The sequence below is a fragment of the Mycobacterium sp. NGS54 genome, assembly GCF_059812465.1.
This window is the reverse complement of record NZ_JCALCS010000010.1, coordinates 115,137-141,109: the sequence shown is the minus strand read 5'-3', so window position 1 is coordinate 141,109 and position 25,973 is coordinate 115,137. Positions and strand designations below refer to the sequence as shown.

Annotated in this window: 25 protein-coding genes; 12 read left to right on the top strand and 13 right to left on the bottom strand. The window is 70.0% G+C overall.

Annotation, left to right across the window (positions count from 1 at the left end):
* Positions 1-50: 50 nt before the first annotated feature.
* Complete coding sequence (locus AC5Y5E_RS28700) at positions 51-1,823, top strand: SDR family oxidoreductase (RefSeq protein ID WP_499907113.1); 1,773 nt, start codon at positions 51-53, stop codon at positions 1,821-1,823.
* A gap of 51 nt (positions 1,824-1,874) precedes the next feature.
* Here AC5Y5E_RS28700 and AC5Y5E_RS28695 read toward each other — a convergent pair whose 3' ends face one another.
* The gene (locus AC5Y5E_RS28695) at positions 1,875-2,219 is read right to left on the bottom strand and encodes an aminopeptidase (RefSeq protein ID WP_499907111.1); all 345 of its coding nucleotides are present in this window, start codon (positions 2,217-2,219) and stop codon (positions 1,875-1,877) included.
* Between the two features lie 121 nt (positions 2,220-2,340).
* Between AC5Y5E_RS28695 and AC5Y5E_RS28690 the strand changes: the two genes are divergently transcribed.
* Both AC5Y5E_RS28690 and AC5Y5E_RS28685 read left to right on the top strand, forming a co-directional pair.
* On the top strand, positions 2,341-2,796 hold the full coding sequence (locus AC5Y5E_RS28690) for an SRPBCC family protein (RefSeq protein ID WP_499907109.1): 456 nt from the start codon (positions 2,341-2,343) through the stop codon (positions 2,794-2,796).
* A 3-nt stretch (positions 2,797-2,799) separates the two neighbouring features.
* Complete coding sequence (locus AC5Y5E_RS28685; RefSeq protein WP_499907107.1) at positions 2,800-4,392, top strand: phytoene desaturase family protein; 1,593 nt, start codon at positions 2,800-2,802, stop codon at positions 4,390-4,392.
* A 3-nt stretch (positions 4,393-4,395) separates the two neighbouring features.
* On the opposite strand, the gene AC5Y5E_RS28680 is transcribed toward AC5Y5E_RS28685, so the two are convergent.
* Together AC5Y5E_RS28680 and AC5Y5E_RS28675 are read right to left on the bottom strand one after the other, a co-directional pair.
* On the bottom strand, positions 4,396-5,943 hold the full coding sequence (locus AC5Y5E_RS28680) for a leucyl aminopeptidase (protein WP_499907105.1): 1,548 nt from the start codon (positions 5,941-5,943) through the stop codon (positions 4,396-4,398).
* Between the two features lie 11 nt (positions 5,944-5,954).
* Positions 5,955-7,079, bottom strand: coding sequence for an adenylate/guanylate cyclase domain-containing protein (locus AC5Y5E_RS28675; protein WP_499907103.1), 1,125 nt, complete (start codon positions 7,077-7,079; stop codon positions 5,955-5,957).
* 44 nt (positions 7,080-7,123) lie between these two features.
* On the opposite strand from AC5Y5E_RS28675, the gene gcvT reads away from it, so the two are divergent.
* Together gcvT and AC5Y5E_RS28665 are read left to right on the top strand one after the other, a co-directional pair.
* Positions 7,124-8,218, top strand: a complete 1,095-nt coding sequence (gene gcvT / locus AC5Y5E_RS28670) for a glycine cleavage system aminomethyltransferase GcvT (protein ID WP_499907101.1) — start codon at positions 7,124-7,126, stop codon at positions 8,216-8,218.
* A gap of 51 nt (positions 8,219-8,269) precedes the next feature.
* Entirely contained in the window at positions 8,270-9,376 is a 1,107-nt protein-coding gene (locus AC5Y5E_RS28665; protein WP_499907099.1) for a branched-chain amino acid aminotransferase, read from the top strand.
* A gap of 33 nt (positions 9,377-9,409) precedes the next feature.
* Here the strand turns inward: AC5Y5E_RS28665 and AC5Y5E_RS28660 are convergent, their stop codons facing one another.
* Genes AC5Y5E_RS28660 through AC5Y5E_RS28645 form a run of 4 tightly spaced genes read right to left on the bottom strand, consistent with a single transcriptional unit; the run spans position 9,410 to position 12,419 of the window.
* Positions 9,410-10,144, bottom strand: coding sequence for an adenosylcobinamide-GDP ribazoletransferase (locus AC5Y5E_RS28660; protein ID WP_499907097.1), 735 nt, complete (start codon positions 10,142-10,144; stop codon positions 9,410-9,412).
* A complete protein-coding gene (gene cobT / locus AC5Y5E_RS28655) occupies positions 10,141-11,190 on the bottom strand; it encodes a nicotinate-nucleotide--dimethylbenzimidazole phosphoribosyltransferase (RefSeq protein WP_499907230.1) in 1,050 nt (349 codons plus the stop codon). Before cobT ends, AC5Y5E_RS28660 begins: the two co-directional genes overlap by 4 nt.
* A complete protein-coding gene (locus tag AC5Y5E_RS28650) occupies positions 11,187-11,723 on the bottom strand; it encodes a bifunctional adenosylcobinamide kinase/adenosylcobinamide-phosphate guanylyltransferase (RefSeq protein ID WP_499907095.1) in 537 nt (178 codons plus the stop codon). Before AC5Y5E_RS28650 ends, cobT begins: the two co-directional genes overlap by 4 nt.
* Positions 11,724-11,750: 27 nt before the next feature.
* The gene (locus AC5Y5E_RS28645) at positions 11,751-12,419 is read right to left on the bottom strand and encodes a DUF3043 domain-containing protein (RefSeq protein ID WP_499907093.1); all 669 of its coding nucleotides are present in this window, start codon (positions 12,417-12,419) and stop codon (positions 11,751-11,753) included.
* Positions 12,420-12,611: 192 nt separating this feature from the next.
* On the opposite strand from AC5Y5E_RS28645, the gene AC5Y5E_RS28640 reads away from it, so the two are divergent.
* Together AC5Y5E_RS28640 and AC5Y5E_RS28635 are read left to right on the top strand one after the other, a co-directional pair.
* On the top strand, positions 12,612-13,688 hold the full coding sequence (locus AC5Y5E_RS28640) for a glycerate kinase family protein (RefSeq protein ID WP_499907228.1): 1,077 nt from the start codon (positions 12,612-12,614) through the stop codon (positions 13,686-13,688).
* 82 nt (positions 13,689-13,770) lie between these two features.
* Positions 13,771-14,127 carry an iron-sulfur cluster assembly accessory protein gene (locus AC5Y5E_RS28635; protein WP_499907091.1) on the top strand — a complete coding sequence of 119 codons (357 nt, stop codon included), beginning with the start codon at positions 13,771-13,773 and terminating at the stop codon, positions 14,125-14,127.
* 15 nt (positions 14,128-14,142) lie between these two features.
* Here the strand turns inward: AC5Y5E_RS28635 and AC5Y5E_RS28630 are convergent, their stop codons facing one another.
* Entirely contained in the window at positions 14,143-14,769 is a 627-nt protein-coding gene (locus tag AC5Y5E_RS28630; protein ID WP_499907089.1) for an Rv0361 family membrane protein, read from the bottom strand.
* 173 nt (positions 14,770-14,942) lie between these two features.
* Between AC5Y5E_RS28630 and AC5Y5E_RS28625 the strand changes: the two genes are divergently transcribed.
* On the top strand, positions 14,943-15,917 hold the full coding sequence (locus tag AC5Y5E_RS28625) for a carbohydrate kinase family protein (RefSeq protein WP_499907087.1): 975 nt from the start codon (positions 14,943-14,945) through the stop codon (positions 15,915-15,917).
* A gap of 106 nt (positions 15,918-16,023) precedes the next feature.
* Here AC5Y5E_RS28625 and asnB read toward each other — a convergent pair whose 3' ends face one another.
* The gene (gene asnB / locus AC5Y5E_RS28620; protein ID WP_499907085.1) at positions 16,024-18,003 is read right to left on the bottom strand and encodes an asparagine synthase (glutamine-hydrolyzing); all 1,980 of its coding nucleotides are present in this window, start codon (positions 18,001-18,003) and stop codon (positions 16,024-16,026) included.
* A 130-nt stretch (positions 18,004-18,133) separates the two neighbouring features.
* On the opposite strand from asnB, the gene ctaC reads away from it, so the two are divergent.
* The 4 genes from ctaC to AC5Y5E_RS28600 all read left to right on the top strand — a co-directional run bounded on the left by ctaC (position 18,134) and on the right by AC5Y5E_RS28600 (position 21,379).
* Positions 18,134-19,207 carry an aa3-type cytochrome oxidase subunit II gene (gene ctaC / locus AC5Y5E_RS28615; protein WP_499907083.1) on the top strand — a complete coding sequence of 358 codons (1,074 nt, stop codon included), beginning with the start codon at positions 18,134-18,136 and terminating at the stop codon, positions 19,205-19,207.
* An 8-nt stretch (positions 19,208-19,215) separates the two neighbouring features.
* The gene (locus AC5Y5E_RS28610) at positions 19,216-19,635 is read left to right on the top strand and encodes a cytochrome c oxidase subunit 4 (RefSeq protein ID WP_499907081.1); all 420 of its coding nucleotides are present in this window, start codon (positions 19,216-19,218) and stop codon (positions 19,633-19,635) included.
* A gap of 182 nt (positions 19,636-19,817) precedes the next feature.
* Positions 19,818-20,747: an MmpS family transport accessory protein gene (locus AC5Y5E_RS28605; RefSeq protein ID WP_499907079.1), complete on the top strand. Its 930-nt coding sequence runs from the start codon at positions 19,818-19,820 to the stop codon at positions 20,745-20,747.
* Positions 20,747-21,379 carry a DUF2561 family protein gene (locus AC5Y5E_RS28600; protein WP_499907077.1) on the top strand — a complete coding sequence of 211 codons (633 nt, stop codon included), beginning with the start codon at positions 20,747-20,749 and terminating at the stop codon, positions 21,377-21,379. The genes AC5Y5E_RS28605 and AC5Y5E_RS28600 overlap by 1 nt, the downstream gene beginning before the upstream one ends.
* A gap of 224 nt (positions 21,380-21,603) precedes the next feature.
* Here AC5Y5E_RS28600 and qcrB read toward each other — a convergent pair whose 3' ends face one another.
* The 4 genes from qcrB to ctaE are packed head-to-tail and all read right to left on the bottom strand — an operon-like array spanning position 21,604 to position 25,959.
* Positions 21,604-23,262 (bottom strand): cytochrome bc1 complex cytochrome b subunit, encoded by a 1,659-nt coding sequence (gene qcrB, locus AC5Y5E_RS28595; protein ID WP_499907075.1) that lies wholly within the window; start codon positions 23,260-23,262, stop codon positions 21,604-21,606.
* Entirely contained in the window at positions 23,259-24,449 is a 1,191-nt protein-coding gene (gene qcrA, locus AC5Y5E_RS28590; RefSeq protein WP_499907073.1) for a cytochrome bc1 complex Rieske iron-sulfur subunit, read from the bottom strand. Before qcrA ends, qcrB begins: the two co-directional genes overlap by 4 nt.
* On the bottom strand, positions 24,446-25,312 hold the full coding sequence (qcrC, locus tag AC5Y5E_RS28585; protein ID WP_499907071.1) for a cytochrome bc1 complex diheme cytochrome c subunit: 867 nt from the start codon (positions 25,310-25,312) through the stop codon (positions 24,446-24,448). Before qcrC ends, qcrA begins: the two co-directional genes overlap by 4 nt.
* Before the next feature lie 35 nt (positions 25,313-25,347).
* On the bottom strand, positions 25,348-25,959 hold the full coding sequence (gene ctaE / locus AC5Y5E_RS28580; RefSeq protein ID WP_066913412.1) for an aa3-type cytochrome oxidase subunit III: 612 nt from the start codon (positions 25,957-25,959) through the stop codon (positions 25,348-25,350).
* Positions 25,960-25,973: the final 14 nt, after the last annotated feature.

The following is a 25,973-nucleotide window of genomic DNA, read 5'->3' as shown; positions in this document are numbered from 1 at the left end:
TGCTACGGTGTGGCCACTGGCGCAGGGGCCAGTCAGAGCGGGGAGGTTCGATGCCGGCGCTACCACAGGTACCCCAGCGGTTCGTCGACAGCAGCGACGGCGTGCGCGTCGCGGTATACGAGGAGGGCAACCGCGAGGGCCCGACGGTCGTGCTGGTGCACGGCTTCCCCGACTCGCACGTGCTCTGGGACGGCGTCGTCCCGCAGCTGACCGAGCGGTTCCGCGTCATCCGCTACGACAACCGCGGCGTCGGCATGACGTCGGCGCCCAAACGGGTCTCCGCCTACACTATGGCCCGGTTCGCCGACGACTTCGCTGCGGTGATCGGCGAGCTCAGCCCGGGCGGGCCGGTGCACGTGCTGGCCCACGACTGGGGTTCGGTGGGCATCTGGGAGTACCTCAAGCGGCCGGGCGCGGCCGACCGGGTCGCCTCGTTCACGTCGGTGTCCGGCCCCAGCCAGGAGCAGCTGGTCCACTACATGTTCAGCGGGCTGCGCCAGCCCTGGCGCCCGCGGAGGTTCCTGCGCTCGATCATCCAGGCGCTGCGGCTGACCTACATGGTGTTCTTCTCGATCCCGGTGCTCGCGCCCCTGTCTCTGCGGCTGGCACTGTCGATCCCGGCGCTGCGCCGCAACGCCGTCGACAACATCCCCGGTGACAAAATTCACCACTCGGGCAAGCTGGCCGCCGACGCCGCGCGTTCGGTGAAGACCTACCCGGCCAACTACTTTCGCTCCTTCTCCATGCGCGGCCGGCCGCAGATCGTCGACGTGCCGGTGCAGCTCATCGTCAACACCCGCGACAAGTACGTGCGGCCCTACGGGTACGACGAGACCGCGCGCTGGGTGCCGCGGTTGTGGCGCCGCGACATCCGGGCCGGTCACTTCTCGCCGATGTCGCACCCGCAGGTGATGGCGGCCGCGGTGCACGACTTCGCCGACCTCACCGACGGCAAGCCGCCGAGCCGGGCGATGCTGCGCGCGCAGGTCGGGCGTCCCCGCGAGTACTTCGGCGACACCCTGGTGTCGGTCACCGGCGCGGGCAGCGGCATCGGGCGCGAGACCGCGTTCGCCTTCGCGCGCGAAGGCGCCGAGCTGGTGGTCAGCGACATCGACGAGGCGACCGTCAAGGAGACCGCCGCCGAGATCACCGCGCGTGGCGGCGTCGCCCACGCTTACGTCCTCGACGTGTCCGACGCCGACGCGGTCGAGGCGTTCGCCGAGCGCGTCAGCGCCGAACACGGCGTCCCCGACATCGTCGTCAACAACGCCGGCATCGGCGCGGCCGGCGGATTCCTGGATACCCCCGCCGAGCAGTTCGACCGGGTGCTCGACATCAACCTGGGCGGCGTGGTCAACGGCTGCCGGTCCTTCGGCCGGCGCCTGGTCGCGCGCGGCACCGGCGGCTACATCGTCAACGTGGCGTCGATGGCCGCATTCTCGCCGCTGGGGTCGCTGAGCGCCTACTGCACCTCGAAGGCCGCCACCTACATGTTCTCCGACTGCCTGCGGGCCGAACTGGACGTGGCCGACGTCGGGCTGACCACCATCTGCCCCGGCGTCATCAACACCAACATCATCAGCACCACCCGGTTCACCGCGCCCGTGGGCAAGGACGAGCAGGTCGACGACCGGCGGGGCCAGATCGGCCGGATGTTCGCGCTGCGCCACTACGGGCCGGACAAGGTCGCCAACGCGATCCTGTCGTCGGTCAAGAAGAAGAAGCCGATTCGGCCCGTCGCGCCGGAAGCCTATGCCGTCTACGGCCTGTCCCGCGTGGCGCCGCAGGCGTTGCGCAACGCCGCACGCGTGCGGGTGATCTAGTCCAATGTTGGCGACCCGCTTCGCCCGGCTACGCCGCGCTCGCGGTCGCCACTAGACGCCCGTCCGCCGCGCCCCCTGGCGCGCGAGCACCAGCCCGCCGCCGACGGCGAGGATGCCGACGACGGCCAGCGGGATCGCCCAACTGCGACGGCTGTTGACCGACGACTGGCATTGGGCCACGTAGTCGGTGTGCGGGAGGACCTGGTTCAGGATCGGGATGTTGGCGCCGTTCTTGTCGTTTGCGCTGCGCGCGCTGGACAAATCGGTGGCGACTCCGTTCCCGCACGACACGGAATTGCCGCTGCCGTCCGACACGGACACCGGCACCAGCAGCCCGATGATGCCGGCCAGCAAGAGCACCGCACCCACCGCGATGATCAACCGTCGCACAGTCACTGTTGGCCTCCTGTCAAACGCGAGTCTGGTAACGCCTTAGTAACCGCTGGCCGCGGCCGCTAAACGTTTGCCGTGGCCCGATCCGGCGCATGGTTTGCGCCGACCCGGGTATCCGGACGCCATGACAATGGCTGCAACCCGCGAGGTAAGGGCGTCCCGTCAGCAGATCTGGGACGCGATGGCGGACGGATGGACGTATGCGCAGTGGGTGGTGGGCAACAGCCGGACCCGCGCCGTCGACCCGCAGTGGCCACAGCCCGGCTCCGCCGTCAAGCACTCGGTCGGGGTCTGGCCGCTGGTCATCAGCGACGAGACGGTGGTCGAAAGTTGCACCCCCGGAGAGGAACTCGTGCTGCGCGCGGGTCTCGGGCGATTGGGCGCCGCGCGAATAACGTTGCGGCTCACGGACACTCCGGACGGCGGGTGCCGGATCGACATGATCGAGGTGCCCGAGTCCGGGCCGATCAAGGTCATCCCCGATCGGCTGGCCCTGGCCGCCGTCTATCCGCGCAACCGCGAGTGCCTGCTGCGGTTGACCGCGCTCGCCGAACGGCTCGAGCCGAGCCAGGTCGAATAGCGCATGGCCGACGAGACGGCCGACGCCGTCGTCATCGGGGCCGGGCACCACGGGCTGGTGGCCGCGTCGATGCTGGCCGACGCGGGCTGGGACGTGCTGGTGCTCGAGGCCCAACCCGAGCCCGGCGGGGCGGTGCGCAGCGCCGAGCTGACACCGGGATACATCACCGACCTGTTCAGCTCGTTCTACCCGATGACCGTGGCGTCGCCCGCGATGGCGGCGCTGCGGCTGGAAGACCATGGGCTGCGGTGGTCGCACGCGCCGGCGGTGGTGGGCCATCCGCGCAGCGCGGCCGACGATGACCCGCCCGTCATCTACCGCGACCCGGCCCGCACCGCAACGGAATTGGCGCGCCGCGAGCGCGCTGACGGCGACAATTGGTGGCGCGCGGTGGAACTGTGGCGCAGGGTCTCCGCGCCGCTGCTGGACGCCATGCTGGCGCCGTTTCCGCCGGTGCGCCCGATGCTGCGGCTGCTGCTGAAGCTCGGCACCGCCGACGCCATGCGGCTCGCCCGCCTGTTGATCCAGCCGGCCAACGCCATGGTGGACGAGTTGTTCGACGGCGAAGCGCCGCGAATCCTGTTGCTGGGCAACGCGATGCACGCCGATGTACCGCCGGACGCGCCCGTCAGCGGCGCCATGGGCTTTCTGATGACGATGCTCGCCCAGGACGGCGGCTGGCCGGTGCCCGTCGGCGGATCGGGACAGCTGACCGCGGCGCTGGTGAGGCGCGCCGAGGCCGCCGGTGCGCGAATCGAGTGCGGCCAGAACGTGTCTCGCATCCAGGTGCGCGGCGGTCGGGCGGTCGCGGTGACCACGGCCGGCGGGCGGACGGTCCGGGCGCGCCGGGCGATCGTGGCCGACGTGACGGCGCCGCGGCTGTTCCGCGACATGCTGCCCGCCGACGCGGTCCCGGCCGGGTTGCGCCGCACCCTCGAGCATTACGTCTGGGACCCGCCGGTGGTGAAGGTCAACTACGCACTGGACCGCCCCATCCCGTGGCGATCGGAAAGCCTGCGGGGCGTGGGCACGGTGCACCTGGGGGCCGACGCCGACGGGCTGGTGCGCTGGATGGCCGACCTGAACACCCGGGTGGTGCCCGAGCACCCGTTCATGCTGTTGGGCCAGACCACCACCGCGGACCCGAGCCGGTCGCCGAAAGGCACCGAAAGCGTCTGGGCCTACACGCATTTGCCGCGCAACGTGGCCGACGACGCCGCCGCCGAGCGGCTGGCCAAGTCGATGGACAACGTCATCGAAGAGCATGCCCCCGGATTCGGCTCGGCGGTGATCGACCGGTTCGTGCAGCGCCCGTCGGACCTGGAGGCCAGCGACGCCAACCTGCACCTGGGCGCCCTCAACGGGGGAACCGCGCAGCTGCAACAAATGGCGATCTTCCGTCCGGCGCCGGGGCTGGGCCGCGCCGAAACCCCGGTCGAGGGGCTCTATCTGGGCAGCGCGTCGGCCACCCCGGGCGGATCCGTGCACGGCGCGTGCGGGCGCAACGCGGCCAACGCGGCGCTGGCCGCGGCGCGCGTGACGGGCTGGCCGCGCCGGAAGGTGGGCCGGGCGGTCCTCAAGCGGCTGACGGCGTAGGGCTCAGCCGTTCTCGGCGATGTCCTCGAGCACCGCGAACATGGTGCGGGTCGGCACGCCGGTGGCGCCCTTGGGCGTGTACCCCCACGGGCTGCCGGTGTTGTAGGCCGGCCCGGCGACGTCGATGTGCGCCCAGTCCACGCCGTCGGCGACGAACTCGCGCAGGAAGACCCCGGCCACCAGCATGCCGGCGAAGCGCTGGCCGCTGATGTTGGACAGGTCGGCCACCGTGGACTTCAGGTCGTCCTTGAGTTCGTCGGGCAGCGGCATCGGCCAGCCGTTCTCGCCCACCCGCTGCGAGATCGCGGCCACCCGGTCGCGGAACTCGTCGCTGCCCATCACGCCGGGGATCCGGGCGCCCAGCGCTACCGTCTGCGCCCCGGTCAGCGTGGACGTCTCGATCAGGTAGTCGGGGTTGTCCTCACACGCCCGCACGATCGCGTCGGCCAGGATGAGCCGGCCCTCGGCGTCGGTGTTCTGCACCTCGACGGTGATTCCGCCGTACTGCGTCAGCACGTCGCCGGGGCGCTGCGCCGTGGCCGACGGCATGTTCTCGGCCATCGGCACGGTGGCGATCACGTCGATCGGCAGCTGCTGCTGCGCGGCCAGCGCGACCGTCGCGATGACGGCGGCGGCGCCACCCATGTCCGAGGTCATGTAGTGCATCGAGGCCGCCGGCTTGATCGAGATACCCCCGGTGTCGAACGTGACGCCCTTGCCGACCAGCGCGACCTTTTTGACCTGTTTCGCCTTCTTGGCCAGCTTCGAGCCGCGGTGGATGAGCCGCACCAGCCGCGGCGGCCGCGACGAGCCCTGCCCGACGCCGATCACCCCGCCGTAGCCGGCCTTCTGCAGCGCCTTGTCGTCGAGCACCTCCACCTCGAGGCCGACCGACTCTCCCAAAGCCTTTGCGCGCTTGGCGAATTCGGCCGGATACAGGTGGCTGGGCGGAGTGTTGACGAGATCGCGGGCGGTGGCGACCGCGGTCGCGACGGCGGCGCCGTGCGCGCTCTGCTTCTTGGCGTCCTTGGCGGTGGCGAGGACCGTGAGTTTGCGCAGGCCTTTGTCTTTGGGGGCGGTCTTGTCGCTGCGGAACTCGGTGAACCGGTAGCTGCCCAGCACCAGCCCCTCCACCGCGGCCGAGCACACGTCGTCGCCCGGCAGCTCGCCCAGCGTGGTGATCACCGCCTCGGCGGTGCCCAGCGACCGGGCCGCCACGCCGGCGGCGCGCCGGATCGTGTCGGCCGGCCACTCGGGGCGCGGCTTGCCCAGGCCGATCGTCAGCACGCTGGACACCGGCAGCGACGGCACCACCAGCCGGTGCACCTGCTCACTGCCGCCGGTGGCCTCCAGCGCCCGCAGCCCGTCCTGGATCTCGGCGATAGCCTCCTCGGACAGGAAAGCCTCGGCCGCGGCGACGACCGCTCCCGGCTTGTCCTCGTCGCCGGTCGAGACGACCGGCACCAGCAATACCGTCGATCCCGCGCCGCGCTTGGGTAGCGCCGTGGCGACGTTGACGGTGGGGGCGTGGTAGCCAGGTTCGGTGGTCACGGCAAACCACCCTAATCACCTGGGTCGGGAGTTTCCTGGGCAGTGTCCCGGCCGTGCAGTTCGAAGGCGGTCACCGGCCCGTCAAAACCCTTGAGCGCCAACGGGCCGTGGGGGACCGCGGGCCAGTCGGGCAACTGGTCATGCAGCTCGGACGCGATGAGGATCTGCCCGGGCGCCGCGGAGGCCACCAGGCGGGCGGCCAGGTTCACCGGGATGCCGAAGTAGTCGCCGTTGATGGCCAGCACCGCGCCGTAGGCGAGACCGGCACGCACGCCCAGGCCCGCCTCGCGTGCCCGCGGGTGGTCGACGAGATCGACCGCGGCCCGCGCGAGCCGCTCGGGCGACGAGCACACCCACATCACGGCGTCGCCGATGAACTTCACCACCCGGCCGCCGTCGGCGTGCACCAGGTCCGCGACGGTGGCCCCGAACTCGGTGAGCAGGTCGGACAACTGCGCGGGCGTCAGCGCCTGGGTCAACGCGGTGAAGCTGGACAGATCGGCAAAACCGATGCCGCACACCACGCTCGCCGATGTGTCGCGCAGCACGCCCTCGAAGTAGGTGCGCGCGCTGGTCAGGTGGTGGCGGTGCACAACGTCGATCAGGGCGCCGATGCGGGGCACGAACTCGGCGACCGACCGGTACGCCTGCGCCGTCGCGAGCTCGTCGTGCGTGTGGTTCATCTGGATGTCCGGTGTCCCGGCGCGGATCACCGACGACTCGGCCTCCGCCAGCCGGGCCATGGCGGCGCCGAGCACCCGCAGCATGCCGAGCGCCCCGTCCTCGCCCACCACCGCCTTGAGCCCCACCCACGTCGACAGGGCGTCGACGTCGGCCTGGCTCAGCGCCGGGACGTCGGGGCCGGCGACGGTCAGGCCGAGCGAAGCCCACGCCTGGGCCACGTCGTCGGCGGACAGGCCGAGCCGGTCGGCGGCGGACTGCAGCGTGTAGATCGGGCGGCCCGTCCCCGCCAGGACGTCACCGGCCAGCCCGAACAGCCGCCCGCGGCGTTCGGCTTCCGCCATCTCGTCGACGCTGAAGCCGAGTCCGTCGAGGTATTTGATCAGGTCGGCCCGCTCGCGGGGGTTCGCGACGCCCGCGGCCTCGAGCTCGTCGAAGTCCAGCGGATCGGACACCTGCCCAAGTGTGCCAGCCGGGGCGCCGATTAGGGTAAGGCGTCGTGACGGAGTTGCTGCACGGACCGCTGGACGACCGCCATCGCGACCTGGGCGCAAACTTCGCCGAGTTCGGCGGCTGGCTGATGCCGGTGGCCTATGCCGGCACCGTCAGCGAACACAACGCCACCCGCAACGCGGTAGGCCTGTTCGATGTCAGTCACCTGGGTAAGGCGTTGGTCCGCGGGCCGGGCGCCGCTGCGTTCGTCAACGCCGCGCTCACCAACGACCTGGGCCGCATCGGCCCGGGCAAGGCGCAATACACGCTGTGCTGCACCGAATCCGGTGGCGTGATCGACGACCTGATCGCCTACTACGTCGACGACGACGAAATCTTTCTGGTGCCCAACGCGGCCAACACCGCCGCGGTGGTCGACGCGCTGCGGGCGGCCGCCCCGGCCGGGCTGACGATCACCAACGAACATCGCTCCTACGCCGTGCTGGCCGTGCAGGGCCCGCGATCGGCGGACGTCCTCGGCGAGCTGGGCCTGCCGACCGACATGGATTACATGGGCTACGCCGACGCGTCGTACTCGGGGGTGCCGGTGCGTGTCTGCCGCACCGGTTACACCGGCGAGCACGGCTACGAGCTGCTGCCGCCGTGGGATTCGGCGGGGGTGGTGTTCGACGGGCTGGTCGCCGCCGTGCGCGCCGCCGGGGGAGAGCCCGCCGGCCTGGGTGCCCGCGACACGCTGCGCACCGAGATGGGCTATCCGCTGCACGGGCACGAACTTTCGCTCGACATCTCGCCGCTGCAGGCCCGCTGCGGCTGGGCGATCGGCTGGAAGAAGGACGCGTTCTTCGGCCGTGAGGCGCTGCTGGCCGAGAAGGAAGCCGGGCCGCGGCGGCTGCTGCGCGGCCTGCGGATGGTTGGCCGCGGCGTGCTGCGTCCCGGGCTGACGGTCCTGGCGGGGGAGCGACCGGTCGGGGTCACCACGTCCGGGACGTTCTCTCCGACACTGCAAGTCGGCATCGCGCTGGCGTTGATCGACACCGACGCGGGGATCGACGACGGTCAGCGTGTCACCGTCGACGTCCGCGGCCGCGCCGCCGAATGCGAGGTCGTGCGCCCGCCGTTCGTCGCCGTGAAAACGCGTTAGCGCGCGTTCGGTGGCAAAAACCCGTTGGCGCGCGGATATAGAATCGGCCCCATGACCAGCGACTCGCCCGAGTTCACGGTTCTACGCGCGTCAAATCCGGCGACCGACAGCGAACGTGATGCAATCCTGGCCGACCCGGGTTTCGGCAGGTATTTCACCGACCACATGGTGTCGATCGACTACGCCGAGGGGCAGGGCTGGCACAACCCGCGCGTAATCCCCTACGGCCCGATCGAACTGGACCCGTCGGCGATCGTGCTGCACTACGCCCAGGAAGTGTTCGAGGGCCTCAAGGCCTACCGCTGGGCGGACGGCTCCGTGGTGTCGTTCCGCGCCGAGGCCAACGCCGCCAGGTTGCGGTCGTCGGCGCGGCGGCTGGCCATTCCCGAGCTGCCCGAAAACCTGTTCATCGAATCGCTTTGCCAGCTCGTCGCCGTCGACAAGGCCTGGGTGCCGCGGGCCGGCGGCGAAGAGGCGCTGTACCTGCGGCCGTTCATCTTCGCTACCGAGCCGGGGCTGGGGGTGCGACCGTCCAAGCAGTACCGCTACCTGCTGATCGCGTCGCCGGCCGGCGCCTACTTCAAGGGCGGCATCAGCCCCGTGACCGTGTGGCTGTCGACTGAATACGTGCGGGCCAGCCCGGGCGGCACCGGTGCCGCCAAGTTCGGCGGGAACTACGCCGCGTCGCTGCTGGCCCAAGCCGAGGCCGCCGAAAACGGTTGCGACCAAGTGGTGTGGCTGGACGGCGTCGAACGCCGCTTCATCGAAGAGATGGGCGGGATGAACCTCTTCTTCGTGTTCGGCAGCGGCGGATCGGCACGGCTGGTCACCCCGGAGCTGTCCGGGTCACTGCTGCCCGGCATCACGCGGGATTCCTTGCTGCAGTTGGCCATTGACGCCGGGTTTGCCGTCGAGGAACGCAAAATCGACATCGACGAGTGGCAGAAGAAAGCCGCGGCCGGCGAGATCACCGAGGTGTTCGCGTGCGGCACCGCCGCCGTCATCACCCCGGTGTCGCGGGTGAAGTACGGCGACAGCGAATTCACCATCGCCGACGGCCAACCCGGTGAGGTGACGATGGCGCTGCGCGACACGCTGACCGGGATCCAGCGGGGCACCTTCGCCGATACGCACGGCTGGATGGCCCGGCTCGGCTGAATCCCGCGAGCTGGGCGCTTCTGCGTCTGCCCGTCAGTGGAACGCCGCGAGCGCCACGGCGCTCACGGTGGTGGTGAGCTCGATCGCGGCGCCCAACACGTCGCCGGTGATGCCGCCGAACCGGCGCACGCAGTGCGCCACCAGCGCCGCGCCGCAGCCCAGCGCCACCAGCACCGCCACCGGTCCCTGCCACGGCCGCGAACCCGCCAGCACCGAGACCGCCAGCAGCGCCGCGGCCCAGGCCGCCACCACCGGCGCCGGCTGACTCCCCGCGACCCGCGCGCCGAGCGCGCCGCCCTCGGCCGCCGGCACCGACCGGCGGCAGGCCAGCACGGCCGCGACCCGGCCGGAAAACACCGCCAGGGCAATGGCCGACGGCTTCAGCGTCGCGAAGGCCAAGCCCTGCAACAGGATCACCAGCACGACGGCCGACACACCGAAGGGTCCCGTCGACCCGTCGCGCATCACCGCGAGCGCGCGCTGCGGCGGCCCGTAACAGCCCAGCCCGTCGGCCGTGTCGGCGACGCCGTCGATGTGCAGCCCCCGGGTCGCCAGCAGCAGCGCCGCCACGGCGAGCAGTCCGGCCAGGGGGCTGGCCGGGCCGAAGATCGCGGCGCCGCACCACGTCACGCCCGCGGCCAACGCCCCCAGCGCGGCGCCCACGACCGGCAGCGCGGTCATGGCGCCGCGGCCCATCGGCGCGTTGCCCGTACCGGGGACGGGCAGCACGGTGCCGAACGCGAAAGCCGTTGCCAGGGAACGCATCACTGAGCCAGCGGGTCGGCCACGCCGGCTTGCGCGAACGTCGCCATCGACGACAGCGCGGCCACCGCCGCGCGCAGCACCGGCAGGGCCACGGCGGCGCCGGTTCCCTCGCCCAGCCGCATGCGCAGGTCCAGGATCGGGTCCAATTCCAGGGCGGTCAGCGCCAGCTGGTGGCCCGGCTCGGTGGATCGGTGACCGGCCTGCCACCAGCGCCGGGCGCCGGGTGCCAGGCGCTCGGCGACCAGCGCGGCGGCGGTCACCGCCATGCCGTCGAGCAGCAGCGGGGTGCGCCGCACCGCGGCCTGCGCGCAAAAGCCGGCCATGGCGGCCAAATCCGCGCCGCCGCAGCAGCGCAGCAGCCCAACCGGGTCGGGCAGCACGCGGCTGGCCCGGTACAGGGCGTCGCGCACGGCGGCGGTCTTGCGCGCCCAGCCCGCGTCGTCGATCCCGGTCCCGAAGCCGACCGCGGCGACCGGCTCGGCGTTCGTCAGCGCCGCCACCAACACCGCCGCCGCGGTGGTGTTTCCGATCCCCATGTCGCCCGCGATCAGCAGGTCGGCGCCGGCGTCGACCTCGTCGTCGGCGATGGCCCGGCCCGCCGCGATCGCGGCGACCGTCTCGGCGTCCGACAGCGCGTCCTGCGTGGTGATGTCGCCGCTGCCGCGGCGCACCTTGTGGGCGCCGATCCGATCCGAGGCCGCCTCGGCGTCGACCGCCAGGTCCGCCAGCCGCACCGACGCGCCGGCGATGCCGGCCAGCGCGTTGATCGCCGCGCCGCCGGCGTCCATGTTGGCGACCATCTGGGCGGTCACCGCCGGCGGGTACGCCGACACCCCCGAGCGCGCAACGCCGTGGTCACCCGCGAAGACGACGACCCGGGCGCGCTCGAATTGTCTTGGTGGACAATGCCCCTGACACGACGCGACCCATACCGACAGGTCCTCGAGGCGCCCCAGGGCGCCGCGCGGCTTGGTCAGCGTGTCCTGGCGGGCGCGGGCTGCTGCGGCGGCGTCCGCGTCGGGCGGCGATACCGGGGCGAATTCCATCAGGTTCCCGACGGCTTGATCTGCACTGCCTGCCCGGCCACCACCAGCACTACCCGGTCGCACAACTCGGCGACGCGCTGGTTGAGGCTGCCCAGTTCGTCGGCGAACCGGCGCCCGGCTGCGGTGGCCGGCACCACGGTCAACCCGACCTCCGGGCTGACCAGCACCAGCGTGGAACCGAATTCGCCTACCGCGGCAAGCATGTCGTCGATGGGAGCCGCCACCGACCCGTCGTCCCACGCGTCGTTGAGGTCCAGCGTGCCGGTGAGCCAGCCGCCGAGGTCGTCGACGAGCGTCGGGCTACCCGGCGACTGGCGCAATTGCCCTGTGACGTCATCCGTTTCGACCGTCGACCAATGCGCGGGCCGGCGGTCCCGGTGCCGCGCGACCCGTTCCGCCCAGTCCGCGTCGGCGTGACCCGCGACGGGGGGCGCCAGGTAACGGACCGGCTGCCCCGGCGGCAGCGACGTGGCGATGGCCTCCTCGGCCCAGCGGGACTTGCCCGAGCGGATCCCGCCGAGCACCAGGGTGCGCACCGGGGTCAGGCGGCTTTCGGGCGCCGGTCAGCCGACACTGCTGCCGCGCTCGACTTGGGGGCGGGGCGTGCGCATGCGGCGCAGCTGCGAAGCCCTGCCCGCGGCGTAAATGCCCAGCCTCCAACGGCTTTCGGTGTTGTCAGGGAACTTCGCGTCGACCAGCCTGCTGACCTTGCGGCCCAGCAGGACTCCGTCGACGCCCATCACGACCATCAGCACCAGCATCGCCGGGGAGGCGTACAGCTGCACCTGCGGGACACCGAACGAGGCGAACAGCAAGAGCAGCGTCGCCGGCATGAACAGGCCCAGCGCGTTGCGCCGGGAGTCCACCACGTCGCGCACGTAGCGCTTGACGGGTCCCTGATCGCGCGGCAACAGGTAGGCCTCTTCGCCGGCCATCATGCGCTCGCGGCGATCCGTCATCCGCGCCCGGCTGGCCGTCCGCTCGGCCCGGCGCTCCTCGCGGCTGAGCTTTGGGCCGGCCAGCGTCTTGCGCCGGGCTCGCGCCTCGGACGCCGTCATGGGTGCCGGTGCGATCGGGCCCTTCCGCGCATTGCGCCGCGCCTCGCTGCGCTTGGGCGTGGGCCGGCCCTTGGGCCCGGTCCGGCGCGGCGCGGTCTCGTCGGCACCGTCCGTCTCGACTTCGGCAACTGCGAAGTCGTCGTTCTCGCCCTTTTTGCGGCCCAATAGCTTCACAATGGCCAGGTTACTTCGCGGGGAGACCGGCCCGTAACGGACCTGGAATGCGTTGTTATTGGTCATGCGCCGGCGCAACGCGTGACGCTTACGCTTGACTGTGATGAATGGCTACTTGTGATGGACGACGGCACGATGGCCTCGGATGACGCTGCCGCTGGCCTCGCACCGGGCCGTCTGCGCCTGCCGGCCATGCAGGTCTTGGTTGCCCCGGATTGCTACGGGGACAGCCTGTCCGCCGTGGAGGCCGCCGCCGCCATCGCGACCGGCTGGACGCGGTCACGTCCCGGCGATCGGTTCACCGTCGCGCCCATGTCCGACGGCGGCCCCGGTTTTGTCGAGGTGCTGGGCCGGCGGCTGGGGCAGACGCGGCGGGTGCGGGTGTGCGGGCCGCTCGACAGCACGGTGGAGGCCGCCTGGGTGTTCGACCGCACCTCGCGGACGGCGTACCTGGAGTGCGCGCAGGCCTGCGGCCTGGCCCTGCTCGGCGGTCCGCCCACCCCGGAGACTGCGCTTGCGGCCGACAGCAGCGGCGTCGGGCAGCTCGTCGACGAGGCGCTGCGGGCCGGCGCGATGCGGATCGTGGTCGGGCTGGGAGGCAGCGCGTGCACCGACGGCGGGAAGGGGATGATCACCCAGCTCGGCGGCCTGGCTGAGGCGCGCCAGCGGATGACCAACGTGGACCTGATCGCCGCCTCGGACACCGAATACCCGCTGGTGGGGCCCTGGGGGGCGGCCAGGGTGTTCGGGCCGCAGAAGGGCGCGGACACCGCGGCCGTCGCCGCCCTGGAAGTCCGCCTCGAGGCGTGGGCGCTGGAACTGGAGGCCGCGGCCGGACGGGACGTGAGCTCGGAGCCGGGCGCCGGGGCCGCCGGCGGCATCGGGGCCGGGCTGATGGCGCTGGGCGGCCGTTGCGAGCTGGGCGCGGAGATCATCGCCGAGCACACCGGGCTGGCCGACGAACTCGAGGTCGCGGACATGATCGTCACGGGTGAGGGCCGCTTCGACGAGCAGTCCCTGTTCGGGAAGGTGGTCGGCTATCTCGCCGAGTCGGCCCGCCCGCTGGGCATTCCGGTGATCGTGCTGGCCGGGCAGGTCGACCTGGAGAATTCCGCGGTGCGCTCGTCGGGCATCATGTCCGCGCTGTCCATCGCCGATTACGCAGGTTCGGTGCGGTTGGCGCAGGCCGACGCGGCCAATCAGCTGATGGGTTTGGCCTCCCAGGTCGCGGCGCGACTCGGGAATAGCGGCCCCGCAATGTACCGTTGATGCAGTGGGCTTTTTCCCGAGCGATCGCCCGGATGTCGAGCCGACCAGGACCAACTAGAAAAAGTGCCAACTAGGAGAAGCAATGACGGTGCAAAACGAGTCAACCGCCAAGACCCACGGCGTGATCCTGACCGATGCCGCCGCCGCCAAGGCGAAGTCCCTGCTGGACCAGGAGGGCCGTGATGACCTGGCGCTGCGCATCGCGGTCCAGCCGGGCGGCTGCGCCGGGCTGCGCTACAACCTGTTCTTCGACGACCGGTCGCTGGACGGCGACCTGACCGCGGAGTTCGGCGGCGTGACCCTGACGGTCGACCGGATGAGCGCGCCCTACGTCGAGGGCGCGTCCATCGACTTCGTCGACACCATCGAGAAGCAGGGCTTCACCATCGACAACCCCAACGCCACCGGTTCGTGCGCCTGCGGGGACTCCTTCAACTGACCTGAGATCGACGGCTCAGTAGGAGCCGCCGGTGCGCAGCACATACGAGCAGACCTCGATCTGCCCCCGCTGAAATAGCAGCTGGGCCACTCCTTGCACGTCGTCGCGTGTCGGGCCGCCGGCCGCGGGGGTGACCCGCATGGTGAACAGCGCCTGTGCCTGGTATTGCGAGAGGTACACGATCTTGTCGACGGACGTCAGCTCCACCTCGGAGAACTGCTTGCGGAAGGCGTCGCTGCTCATCTTGGCCAGGGCCTGGTCGGAGCGTTTGTCGCGCACGCCGTCGTACATGCCGCACAGCGCGTTGCGGACGATGACGTCGATGTCGCGGTGCTCCAGCGCGTCCAGGTACTCCTGAATGGCCGTCTTGGCCGCGCCGTCGGACAGCGAGGTGCCGGTGTTGGCCCCGTTGGTGCGAACCCCGTACGTGATCGCCAGCGTCAGCGCGGCCGCCAGCACTAAGGCCAGCAGTGCGCCGATGACGATGCGCCGCTTGGATCGCCGCTGCGGGTAGGGCACCGGCTGCCCGGGATAATTCGGCGGCGCGTCGGCGACGGGCTGATCGGGGAACTCAAGCGGCTGGGGCTGGGGGGTTGGTCCGTCGGTGCCGACACTCTGGTCCGGCCAGTGCGGACCTGCCATGTGGTTCTCCTACGCTGGTGGGCGGGACCATGAGCGGGGCTGCGGCCAAGGCGGGGTCCCGGCGGCTGAGTGACTTTCTAGGCAGGCTAGCGCACCCCTTTGCGCGGACCGTGACGCGACGACGCTCGATACGCCTGAGTAAGCTAGATAACCTTACTAACGAAGGAGATTTCGTGACGATCGCGGTAACGGGTTCGATTGCGACCGACCACCTGATGCGGTTCCCCAGCCGATTTTCCGAGCAGCTGCTGCCGGAGCACCTGCAGAAGGTGTCGCTCAGCTTCCTGGTCGACGACCTGGTCATCCATCGCGGCGGCGTGGCGGGCAACATCGCGTTCGCCATCGGTGTGCTGGGCGGCGACGTCGCGCTGGTCGGCGCCGCCGGCGACGACTTCGCCGACTACCGCAACTGGCTGGTGTCCCACAACGTCAACTGCGACAACGTCCTGATCTCCGAGACCGCGCACACCGCGCGCTTCACCTGCACCACCGACGTCGACATGGCCCAGATCGCGTCGTTCTACCCGGGTGCCATGTCGGAGGCCCGCAACATCAAGCTCGCCGACGTGGTGTCGTCCGTCGGCACGCCGGAGCTGGTCATCATCGGGGCCAACGACCCGGAGGCCATGCAGGTGCACACCGAGGAGTGCCGCAAGCTCGGGCTGCCCTTCGCCGCCGACCCGTCCCAGCAGCTGGCCCGGCTGTCCGGCGACGAGATCCGCACGCTCACCGACGGCGCCAAGTACCTGTTCACCAACGACTACGAGTGGGACCTGATGCTGTCCAAGACCGGCTGGACGGAGGCCGACGTGATGGCCCAGGTCGAGCTGCGGGTGACCACGCTGGGCCCCAAGGGCGTGGACCTGGTCGAACCCGACGGCACGGTCACCCACGTCGACGTGGTGCCCGAGACCAGCCAGGTCGACCCCACCGGCGTCGGCGACGCCTTCCGGGCCGGCTTCCTCACCGGGCGCAGCGCGGGCCTCAGCCTGGAGCGCTCGGCGCAGCTGGGCTCGCTGGTCGCCGTGCTGGTGCTGGAGTCCACCGGAACGCAGGAGTGGGCCTGGGACCACGAGGTCGCCAAGAGCCGGCTGGCCGGCGCGTACGGCGACGACGCGGCCGCCGAGATCGCCGCGGTGCTGGCCTAGCTCGCTCGCCGAGTCCTCCGGCAGTGTTCGCCGGGCCCTGCCCGGCCACCAGACGCAGAATCGCACGCGGGAGGCCCGCTCAGTGCGATTCTGCGTCTGCTCGTCGTTAGAGCTGCACGGGGTAGACCGGCTCGCTGATCCGCGGCACCACGCTGCGCTCGACGAAGATCGCGTGCCAGAGCATGAAGATCAGCACCGTCCATAACCGGCGGCTGTGATCGCTTGTGCCGCTTCGGTGTTCGTCGAGCATCCGGCGCACCGCGGCCAGGTCGACCAGCTGTTCGGCCTGCGACGAGTCGACCAACGCGTACGCCCAATCCAGCAGTTCGCCCGCGCGCAGCCAATGCCGGATCGGCACCGGGAAACCGAGCTTGGGCCGGTGCAGCACGTGCGCGGGAACGATCGGCTCCAGCGCGCGCCGCAACGCGTACTTGGTGGTGGTTCGGGTGATCTTGGCCTCGACGGGCAGCCGCGAGGCGACGGCGAACACCTCGGGATCCAGGAACGGCACCCGCAGCTCGAGCGAGTTGGCCATCGTCATCTTGTCGGCCTTGACCAGGATGTCGCCGCGCAACCAGGTGAACAGGTCGACGTGCTGCATGCGGGCCACCGGGTCCCAGCCGGCGGATTCGGCGTACACCGAGGCGGTTACATCGGTGTGGGTCCACTCGTCGCGGAACCCCGGCAGCACGTCGCGCAGCTGCGCGTCGGAGAAGCTGCGGGCGTTGCCGTAGTAACGCTCCTCGAGCGTCAGCGAGCCGCGGTGCAGCAGGCTCTTGCCGCGCATGCCCTCCGGCAGCGGCTTGGACACCTTGCCCATCGACCGGCGCAGCGGCCGCGGCAGATAGTCAAAAGGCTTCAACGACAACGGTTCCCGGTAGATGGTGTAGCCACCGAACAGCTCGTCGGCGCCCTCGCCGGACAGCACCACCTTGACGTGCTTGCGGGCCTCGCGGGCGACGAAGAACAGCGGGACCAGCGCCGGGTCGGCGACGGGTTCGTCGAGGTACCAGACGATCTCGGGCAGGGCGGCGACGAACTCGTCGGGGCTGACCACCTTGGCGATGTGGCGCGCCCCGATGGCCTCGGCCGAGGCCACCGCCACGTCGATCTCGGAGAACCCTTCGCGCTCGAAGCCGGTGGTGAACGTGATCAGCCGGGGGTTGTGCCGGATGGCCAGCGCCGCGATGGCGGTGGAATCGATCCCCCCGGACAGGAACGCCCCGACCGTGACGTCGGCGCGCATGTGCTTGGCCACCGAGTCCTCCAGCACCGCGGTGATCTCGTCGTAGCGGGCCTGTTCGGCGCCGGCGGTGATCGGCGTGGCGGCGAATCGCGGCACGAAGTAACGGGTGGTCTCGGGCGGCTGCCCGGGCCGGATGCGCGCGTAGCAGCCCGATTCCAGCCGGCGCACCCCGCGGTGCAGCGTCTCGGGCTCCGGCACGTACTGCAGCACCGTGTAGTGCTGGACCGCGCGTTCGTCGATGGCGGTGTCGAACCCGACCCACTCGGCCAGGTCCATCAGGCATTTCTTCTCGCTGGCCAGCGCGGTGCCGCCGGTGCCGGTGGCCATGAACAGCGGCTTGATGCCGAAAGGGTCTCGGGCGCAGAACAATTCGCGGGTCTCGGTGTCCCACAGCGCGAACGCGAACATGCCGCGCAGCCTGCGCAGCACGTCGGTGCCCCAGTGGTGATAGCCCGCGACGATCGACTCGCCGTCACCGTCGGTGGCGAACGCGGCGCCGTGCTGGGCGGCCAGTTCGTCGCGCAGCTCGAGGTAGTTGTAGATCTCGCCGTTGAACACCAGCACGTAGCGGTCGGGCGCCTCCGGCGGCCCCCAGCGCAGCGGCTGGTGCGAATGGGCGATGTCGATGATGGACAGCCGGTTGAAGCCGAACACGACGGACCCGTCGGCGCCCGGGTCGGCCCACGTTCCCGGCTCGTCGGGTCCGCGGTGGCGCATCTGGTGCGACGCGGCGGAAATGGCGCCGTCGGCCCGGGCCGCGGCCGCCGTGGCGTCGCCAGAAGCTGCCCCGCCGCCGTCGGCACCGGCCGGGGCCGCCACGAACGCCAACAGACCACACACGGCGCCCCAGTATGCCCCACTTCGCGGCGCCGGGGGCGCCGCACGCCGCGGACCGGCCGGGGTTTGCGCGACGGCGCCAGCGGCGTGGTCTACGCTGCGTAGTATTCGAATCCGAGCAGGAGGCGCCAACGTGTCACCTCGCGAGCAGGTCCGTTCGCAACGTCCGTCGCAGCGCAGGTTCCAGCGTCGTCTCCGGCCGCTGGCGCTGGCCGTGACGCTGGGCGTGCTGGCGCTAACCCTGAGCGGATGCAGCTGGTCGCAGGTGCTCGGCATGGGCTGGCCGGAGGGCATCACGCCGGAGGCCCACCTCAACCGGGAGCTGTGGGTCGGGGCGGTGATCGCCTCCCTGGTCGTCGGCGTCATCGTGTGGGGGCTCATCTTCTGGGCGTCGGCGTTTCACCGCAAGAAGGCGACGGACACCGAGTTGCCCCGCCAGTTCGGTTACAACATGCCGCTGGAGCTGGTGCTCACCGTGACGCCGTTCCTCATCATCTCCGTGCTGTTCTACTTCACCGTGGTGGTGCAGGAGAAGATGCTGCACCTGGCCAAGGACCCCGAGGTCGTGATCGACGTCACCTCCTTCCAGTGGAACTGGAAGTTCGGCTACCAGCGCGTCAACTTCAAGGACGGCACGCTGACCTATGACGGGGCCGACCCGGCTCGGAAGAAAGCGATGGTCTCCAAGCCGGAGGGCAAGGACGAGCACGGGGAGGAGCGCGTCGGCGCGGTGCGCGGCCTCAACCCGCAGGACCGGACGTATCTGAATTTCGACAAGGTCGAGACCCTGGGGACCGCCACGGAAATCCCGGTGCTGGTGGTGCCCGCCGGCAAACAGATCGAATTCCGGTTGGCCTCCGCGGACGTCGTGCACACGTTCTGGGTGCCGGAATTCCTGTTCAAGCGCGACGTGATGCCCAACCCCGAGGCGAACAACTCGGTCAACGTGTTCCAGGTTGACGAGATCCAGAAGACGGGGGCGTTCGTCGGCCACTGCGCCGAGTTCTGCGGCACCTATCACTCGATGATGAACTTCGAGGTGCGGGTGGTGCCGCCCAACGACTTCAAGGCCTACTTGCAGCAGCGGATCGGCGGGAAGACCAACGCCGAGGCGCTGCAGGCCATCGCGCAACCGCCGCTGGCGGTGACCACCCATCCGTTCGATACCCGTCGCGGCGAAGCGGCCCAGGGCTCGCCAGTAGGTTAGGACGCTCAATGAAGATCGAAACCAGGCTGTTCGAATTCATCGCCGCTTTCTTCGTTGTGTCGGCGGTGCTCTACGGGATCCTGACCGCGCTGTTCGCGACGGGCGGCGTGGAGTGGGCGGGGACCACCGCGCTCGCGCTGACCGGTGGCCTGGCGGTCATCACGGGGAGCTTTTTCTGGTTCATCTCGCGTCGACTGGACACCCGGCCCGAGGACTACGAGGGCGCCGAGATCAGCGACGGTGCAGGAGAATTGGGCTTTTTCGCGCCGCACAGTTGGTGGCCCATTCTGGTGGCGCTGGCCGGCTCCGTCGCGGCGATCGGCATCGGGCTGTGGCTGCCCTGGTTGATCGTCGCCGGGGTGGTGTTCATCCTCGCGTCGGCGGCCGGACTGGTCTTCGAGTACTACACGGGCCCCGAGAAGCACTGATTTGCGACTCAAAGGTCACAATCAGGGCATCAGTTGATCCGGGCCCGTTTTCCGAGACTTCTTTGCTCTATCCCGTTCGGTAGGGTTTGCCCAGGCACCATGAGAAACTCCCAAGCGCGCGCGCACCGATGCAGCCGCGGGGCCTCGCGCGCTGGTGATGCAGTTGGACAGGGCAGGCAACTATGAGCGGGCCGAATCCTCCGGGATGGGAACCTGACGAACCCGATCCCGGCAGCGACCTCAGCCACCACCCGGACTCCGGCCTCGACGCGGTCGATCCCCACGACGAGCTGGAGCCCGTCGACGACAGCGCCGAAATCGCGGCGGCCGACCAGACCGGCCAGACGGACGCCTATTCGCGGGCGTATTCGGCCCCCGAGTCCGAGCACTTCATCACCGGCCCCTACCTGCCGGCCGATATGCGGCTGTACGACTACGACAGCTACGACGAGCCCGCCGACGCGGACGACGAACACCGCGCCCCACGCTGGCCGTGGGTGGTCGGCATCGCCGCGATCGTGGCCGCGATCGCGCTCGTGGTCTCGGTGTCGCTGCTCGTGACCCGCACCGACACCAACAAGCTGGCCAACCCCGCCACCACCACCGCGCCGTCGACGCCGCCGATGCAGGACGAGATAACGACCACCAAACCGCCGCCACCGCCGCCCCCGCCGCCGCCCACCACCGAGGCCCCTCCGCCGCCCACCGAGACCCAGACCGTGACGGTGACGCCCAGCCCGCCGCCACCGCCGCCGCCCCCGCCGGCGACGAGCGCCCCGGCGCCCCCGCCGGCGACCACGACGTCGGCGGCCGCCCCGCCGCCGGCCACCACCCCGACCGGCCCGCGGCAGGTGACCTACTCGGTGACCGGCACCAAGGCCCCGGGAGACATCATCTCGGTGACTTATGTCGACGCGTCGGGCCGGTCTCGTACCCAGCACAACGTGTACATCCCGTGGTCGATGACCGTGACACCGATCTCGACGTCCGACGTCGGATCGGTCCAGGCGTCCAGCCTTTTCCGGGTCAGCCGGCTCAATTGCTCGATCACCACCAGCGACGGGACGGTGCTGTCGTCGAACAACAACGACTCGCCGCAGACGAGCTGCTGATGGTCAGCAGGTATTCCGCCTATCGGCGGGGTTCGGACACCATTCCGCCGGACGTCATCGACCGCATACTGCTGGGCGCCTGCGCCGTCGTCTGGTTGGTGCTGCTGGGCGTGAGCGTGGCCGCGGCCGTCGCTTTGGTGGACCTGGGCCGGGGCTATCACAAGGCGGCCGGGGGCTCGCACACCTCGTGGGTGTTGTACGCCGTCATCATCGTTTCCGCGCTGATCATCGCCGGGGCGATCCCGGTGCTGGTGCGAGCGCGTCGCATGGGTCTGATCGAGCCGGCGGCCCGGCCCGCGCGCCCGCCGAGCCGCCCCCCGGTGCGCCTGATGGCCCCCACCCCGCGCACCGCGGCCGAGCGGGCCCGTCAGCCGCGGGGGCAGGCCGCGGAGCCGGCCGCCGAGTGGTCGGGTGCGGCGGTGGACCGGATCTGGTTGCGCGGCACCGCCCTGCTGGCGGGAACGATGGGCGCCGCGCTGATCGCGGCGGCCACCGCGACATACCTGATGGCCGTCGGTCACGACGGCGGGTCCTGGGTGGGCTACGGTCTGGCCGGGGTCATCACCGTGGCGATGCCGGCGGTCGAATGGCTGCACATCCGGCAGCTGCGTCGCATCCAGGAAGCCCGCTAGCCCGCCGCGCTCGCTCGCGGCGCTCCGGCACGTGCCATATGCGCGTCCTTGCACGCCGAGATCGACGCCAGCGTGCGGTGCACTCGCACTTCTCCGCGCTAGCGTCGATCTCGACAAAATCGCCGCGACACGCGCTGTCGAGAGCCGGCCGGCGAGTGTGGGTCCGCCAAATCAACTGCCCGGCTTGCACTTTCGCGGGCTTTCGCGGCGAAACCGGCGCGCCCCTAGTGCTCGCCGTGCTCGCCGTTGGGGGAGCCCACGATGCTGTCCTGGTGTTCGCGCAACGCGGTGAGGGAGCGTTGCTCGGCTGAGTGTGCCGCCTCGCGCAGCGCGGCGTCCTCGGACGTGGGATCGGCGAACAGGAAGCTGCCGCTGCCCGGAGAGCCGGCCGAACCCAGCTTGTTCATCCGCTTGGGCAGCGCCGAGCCCTGGTACGCCAGCGGGATCGGGTGGCCGTGGTCGTCGACCGGCCCGAGCGGCTGGTGCAGCTCGATGTAGGCACCGTGCGGCAGCCGCTTGATGATGCCCGTCTCGATGCCGTGCTCGAGCACGTCGCGGTCACTGCGCTGCAGACCGATGCACCACCGGTAGGTGATGAAGTAGACGAACGGCGGCAGGATTACCATCCCGATGCGCCCGATCCACGTCGTCGCGTTCAGCGAGATGTGGAACTTGAACGCGATGATGTCGTTCATCGCGGCGAGGGTCAGCACCATGTAGAAGGAGATCGCCATGGCCCCGATCGAGGTGCGCACCGGAACGTCGCGCGGACGCTGCAGCAAATTGTGGTGCGCGTAGTCGCCGGAGAACCGCTTCTCCAGGAACGGGTAGATGATCAGCAGGATGAACACCGCGCCCATGAGCAGCGCGACCCAGACCACCGCGGGAATGGTGTGGTGCCAGAAGTAGAACTCCCATGGCGGCCAGATGCGCGCCAGGCCCTCGGTCCACATCATGTAGAAGTCGGGCTGGGAGCCCGCGGAAACCTGAGATGGCTTGTAGGGACCCAGGTTCCAGATCGGGTTGATCTGTAGCAGGCCGCCCATCAGGCCCAGCACGCCGACGATGGCGGCGAAGAACGCGCCGGACTTGACCGCGAAGATCGGCATCACTCGCACGCCGACGACGTTGTGCTCGGTGCGGCCGGGGCCGGGGAACTGGGTGTGCTTCTGGAACCACACCAGCGCCAGGTGCAGCCCGATCAGGGCCAGGATGATCCCCGGCAGCAGCAAAATGTGCAGCGCGTAGAGCCGGGGGATCAGGATGGTGCCGGGGAAGTCGCCGCCGAACAGTGCCCAGTGCAGCCAGGTGCCGATCACCGGCATGCCCAGCGTGATCGACGACAGCGCGGCGCGCAGGCCGATGCCCGACAGCAGGTCATCGGGCAGCGAGTAGCCGAAGTAGCCCTCGAACATCGACAGGATCAGCAGCAGCGAACCGATGACCCAGTTGGCCTCGCGGGGACGGCGGAACGCCCCGGTGAAGAAGATGCGCGCCAGGTGCACCATGATCGCCCCGGAGAACATCAGCGCGGCCCAGTGGTGGATCTGGCGGACGAACAGGCCGCCCCGCACCTCGAACGAGATGTTCAGCGCCGACTCGTAGGCCCGCGACATCTCGACACCGCGCAGCGGTTGGTAGACGCCGTTGTAGGTGACGTCGACCATGGACGGGTCGAAGAACAGCGTCAGGTACACGCCGGTGATCAGCAGGACGACGAAGCTGTACAACGCGATCTCGCCCAGCAGGAACGACCAGTGGGTGGGGAAGACCTTGTTGAGCTGCCGGCGCACGGCCGCCGACGGGTGGTAGCGCGTGTCGATGTCCTCGCCTTGGCGGGCCAGGACATCACCGATCTTCGGGGGACTCAGTTTCGGACTCATGTTGTCGTCCTCTCCCAGAATGCCGGACCGACGGGCTCGATGAAGTCGCCGTTGGCGACGAGATACCCGTTGGAGTCAATGGTGATCGGCAGTTGCGCCAACGCACGTGCCGCCGGGCCGAATATCGGCTTGGCGAAATGCAGCGCGTCGAACTGCGACTGGTGACACGGGCACAGGATTCGGTAGGTCTGCGACTCGTACAGCGATGCGGGGCAGCCCAGGTGCGAGCAGACCTTGGTGTAGGCGAAGAACTCGCCGAAGTTGAAGCTCTCCTGACCCTGACGCTTGACCATCCGCGGCAGGTCGGTCGGTCGAATACGGATGAGCATCACCGGGTTTCGGACGCCCATCTTGATCGCGGTCAGCTTCTCGTGGGACTCCGCGGTGGTGCCGTCGCCGTCGGACTCGCGCCACGGGAAGACGGTCTCCATGGCGCCGGCGTCCATGTCCTCGGGGCGCATCTTCACGAACGGCGCTCCCGAGTGCGAACCGGTGGCCCGCGCCAGGAAGATCGTTTCGCCGTGATAGCGCGGGGTCCAGCCCGACGTCCACAGCTCGGCCTTCATGCCGTCGGCGGTGGGCACGACGGGCTTCCACGGGTTCTTGATCAGGCCGCCGGCAAACGCGACCAGGGTGCCCAGGCCGAACGCGCCCAGTCCCACGCCAAGCGACAGCCCGACGAGCTTGCGCCGGCCGATCGTCGAACCCTGGTAGGCGTCGCCCAGGTTCGCCACGACCGTCTTGCGGTCGATCTCGCGCGAGGCGCCGTCGTGGCGCTCCTGGATCGAGATCTCTTCGGGGATGAACCTTTTCTGGTACAGCACGGCGCCGATCGCGATGCACAGGATCGACATCCCGAAGGTGAAGCCGTACAGCGGCGTGGCCAACGAGTACAGGAAGTTGCCCGAGGCCTCCTTGGGCCGGTATTCCCACGGCCAGAACAGGAAGATCACCAGCAACGCCAACCCGAACCCGCCGCCCAGCAAAAGCCAACGGGCGACAGAGCGCTCGGCGCGCTTCTCGGCCTTGGTGCCCTCGACGGGCCACCGGGGCTCCTTGAAGACCGTCTCGACGCCGTCGAGCCTGCCGCCCAGCGCCACGAGTTCCTGCTGCGACATCGCGGCCAGAGCCGCCTCGTCGGGCTCGCGTCCCACCGGGGCGGTGTTGTCCGTATCGGAAAGGCTCATGATGCTCGCGCCCCAATCCACAGTGCCAACCCGATGGCGGCCACCATCCCGATGATCCAGAAGGCCATGCCCTCGGGGGCGGGTCCGAATCCGCCGAGGCCGTAGCCGCCCGGCTGCCGTTCCTCGCTGACCGCCTTGATGTAGCCGATGATGTCCTTCTTGGCGTCGAAGGACAGCTGGCGGTCGGAGAACTTCGGCATGCTCTCCGGGCCGGTCAGCATCGCGGTCAGGATCTGTTGCTCGTTGGCCGGACCCAGGTCGGGCGCGTACTTACCGGACGACAGCGCCCCGCCCTTTCCGGTGAAGTTATGGCACGACGAGCAGTTCAGCCGGAACAGGTCGCCGCCGCGGCCCAGGTCGTCGCCGCGCAGCGAGTGCATCGCGAGGCTGCCGTCGGGGTTGCGCACGACGGTGGGTCCGCCGCCGTTGGCCTGCACGTAAGCGCCGATCGCGTCGATCTGGGCCTCGTCGAAGATCGGCTCCTTGCGCGGCGCCTGGGCCTCGCCGGCCATGACCGGCATCCGGCCGGTGGACACCTGGAAATAGACGGCCGCCTCGCCGACGCCGATCAGGCTCGGCCCGTGGTCGACCACGCCCTGCAGGTTGGCGCCATGGCACGACACGCAGGACGTGTCGAACAGCTGCTTGCCGTTGCGCAGCAGCGCCGACGACGATTCGTCGGCGACGGCCACCTGCGGGGTGGGGGTCAGCACGGCGGCCAGGCCGCCCGCGATGGTCAGCGCGATCAGCAGCAGCAGGCCCCCCGACAGCCGGCGCCGCAGACGCCGTCGCGAGCGGTCACGCTGCCCTTTTCGCGGCTGGCCCCGCCGCGCACCGTTTCGGGTAGACCCCAGTTTCTTCAACCGAGCACTCCTGTCCGTCTAGGTCTAGCGCCGGCTCATCGGATGAAATAGATCACGGTGAACAGCGCGATCCACACGATGTCGACGAAATGCCAGTAATAGGAGACGACGATGCTGGCCGTCGCCTGCGCGGGCGTGAACTTGCTCATCGCGGTGCGGGCCAGCAGGAAGATGAAGGCGATCAAACCGCCCGTGACGTGCAGGCCGTGGAAGCCGGTCGCCAGGTAGAAGACGGTGCCGTAGGCGCTGCCGGGGATGGTCGTCCCGTGCGACATCAGGTGGTAGTACTCGTAGCCCTGGCCGAGGACGAAGAACAGGCCCATCAGGAACGTGATCACATACCAGCGGCGCAGCCCGAAGACGTCGCCGCGTTCGGCCGCGAACACGCCCATCTGACACGTGAACGACGACGCGATCAGCACGAGCGTCACCGGCACGGCCTGGTAGAGGTTCAACTCGGTCGGCGGCGGCGGCCACTTCCCGCCGGCCTGCGCTCGCGCGGTGAAATACATCGCGAACAGGCCAGCAAAGAACATGAGTTCGCTGGAAAGCCAAACTATGGTGCCGACGGCCACCATATTGGGCCGATTCAGCGAATGCACTCGCGACGTGATCGCAGTACCCGAGGTCCCCACAGCGCTGGTCACATCCGCAAGTATGA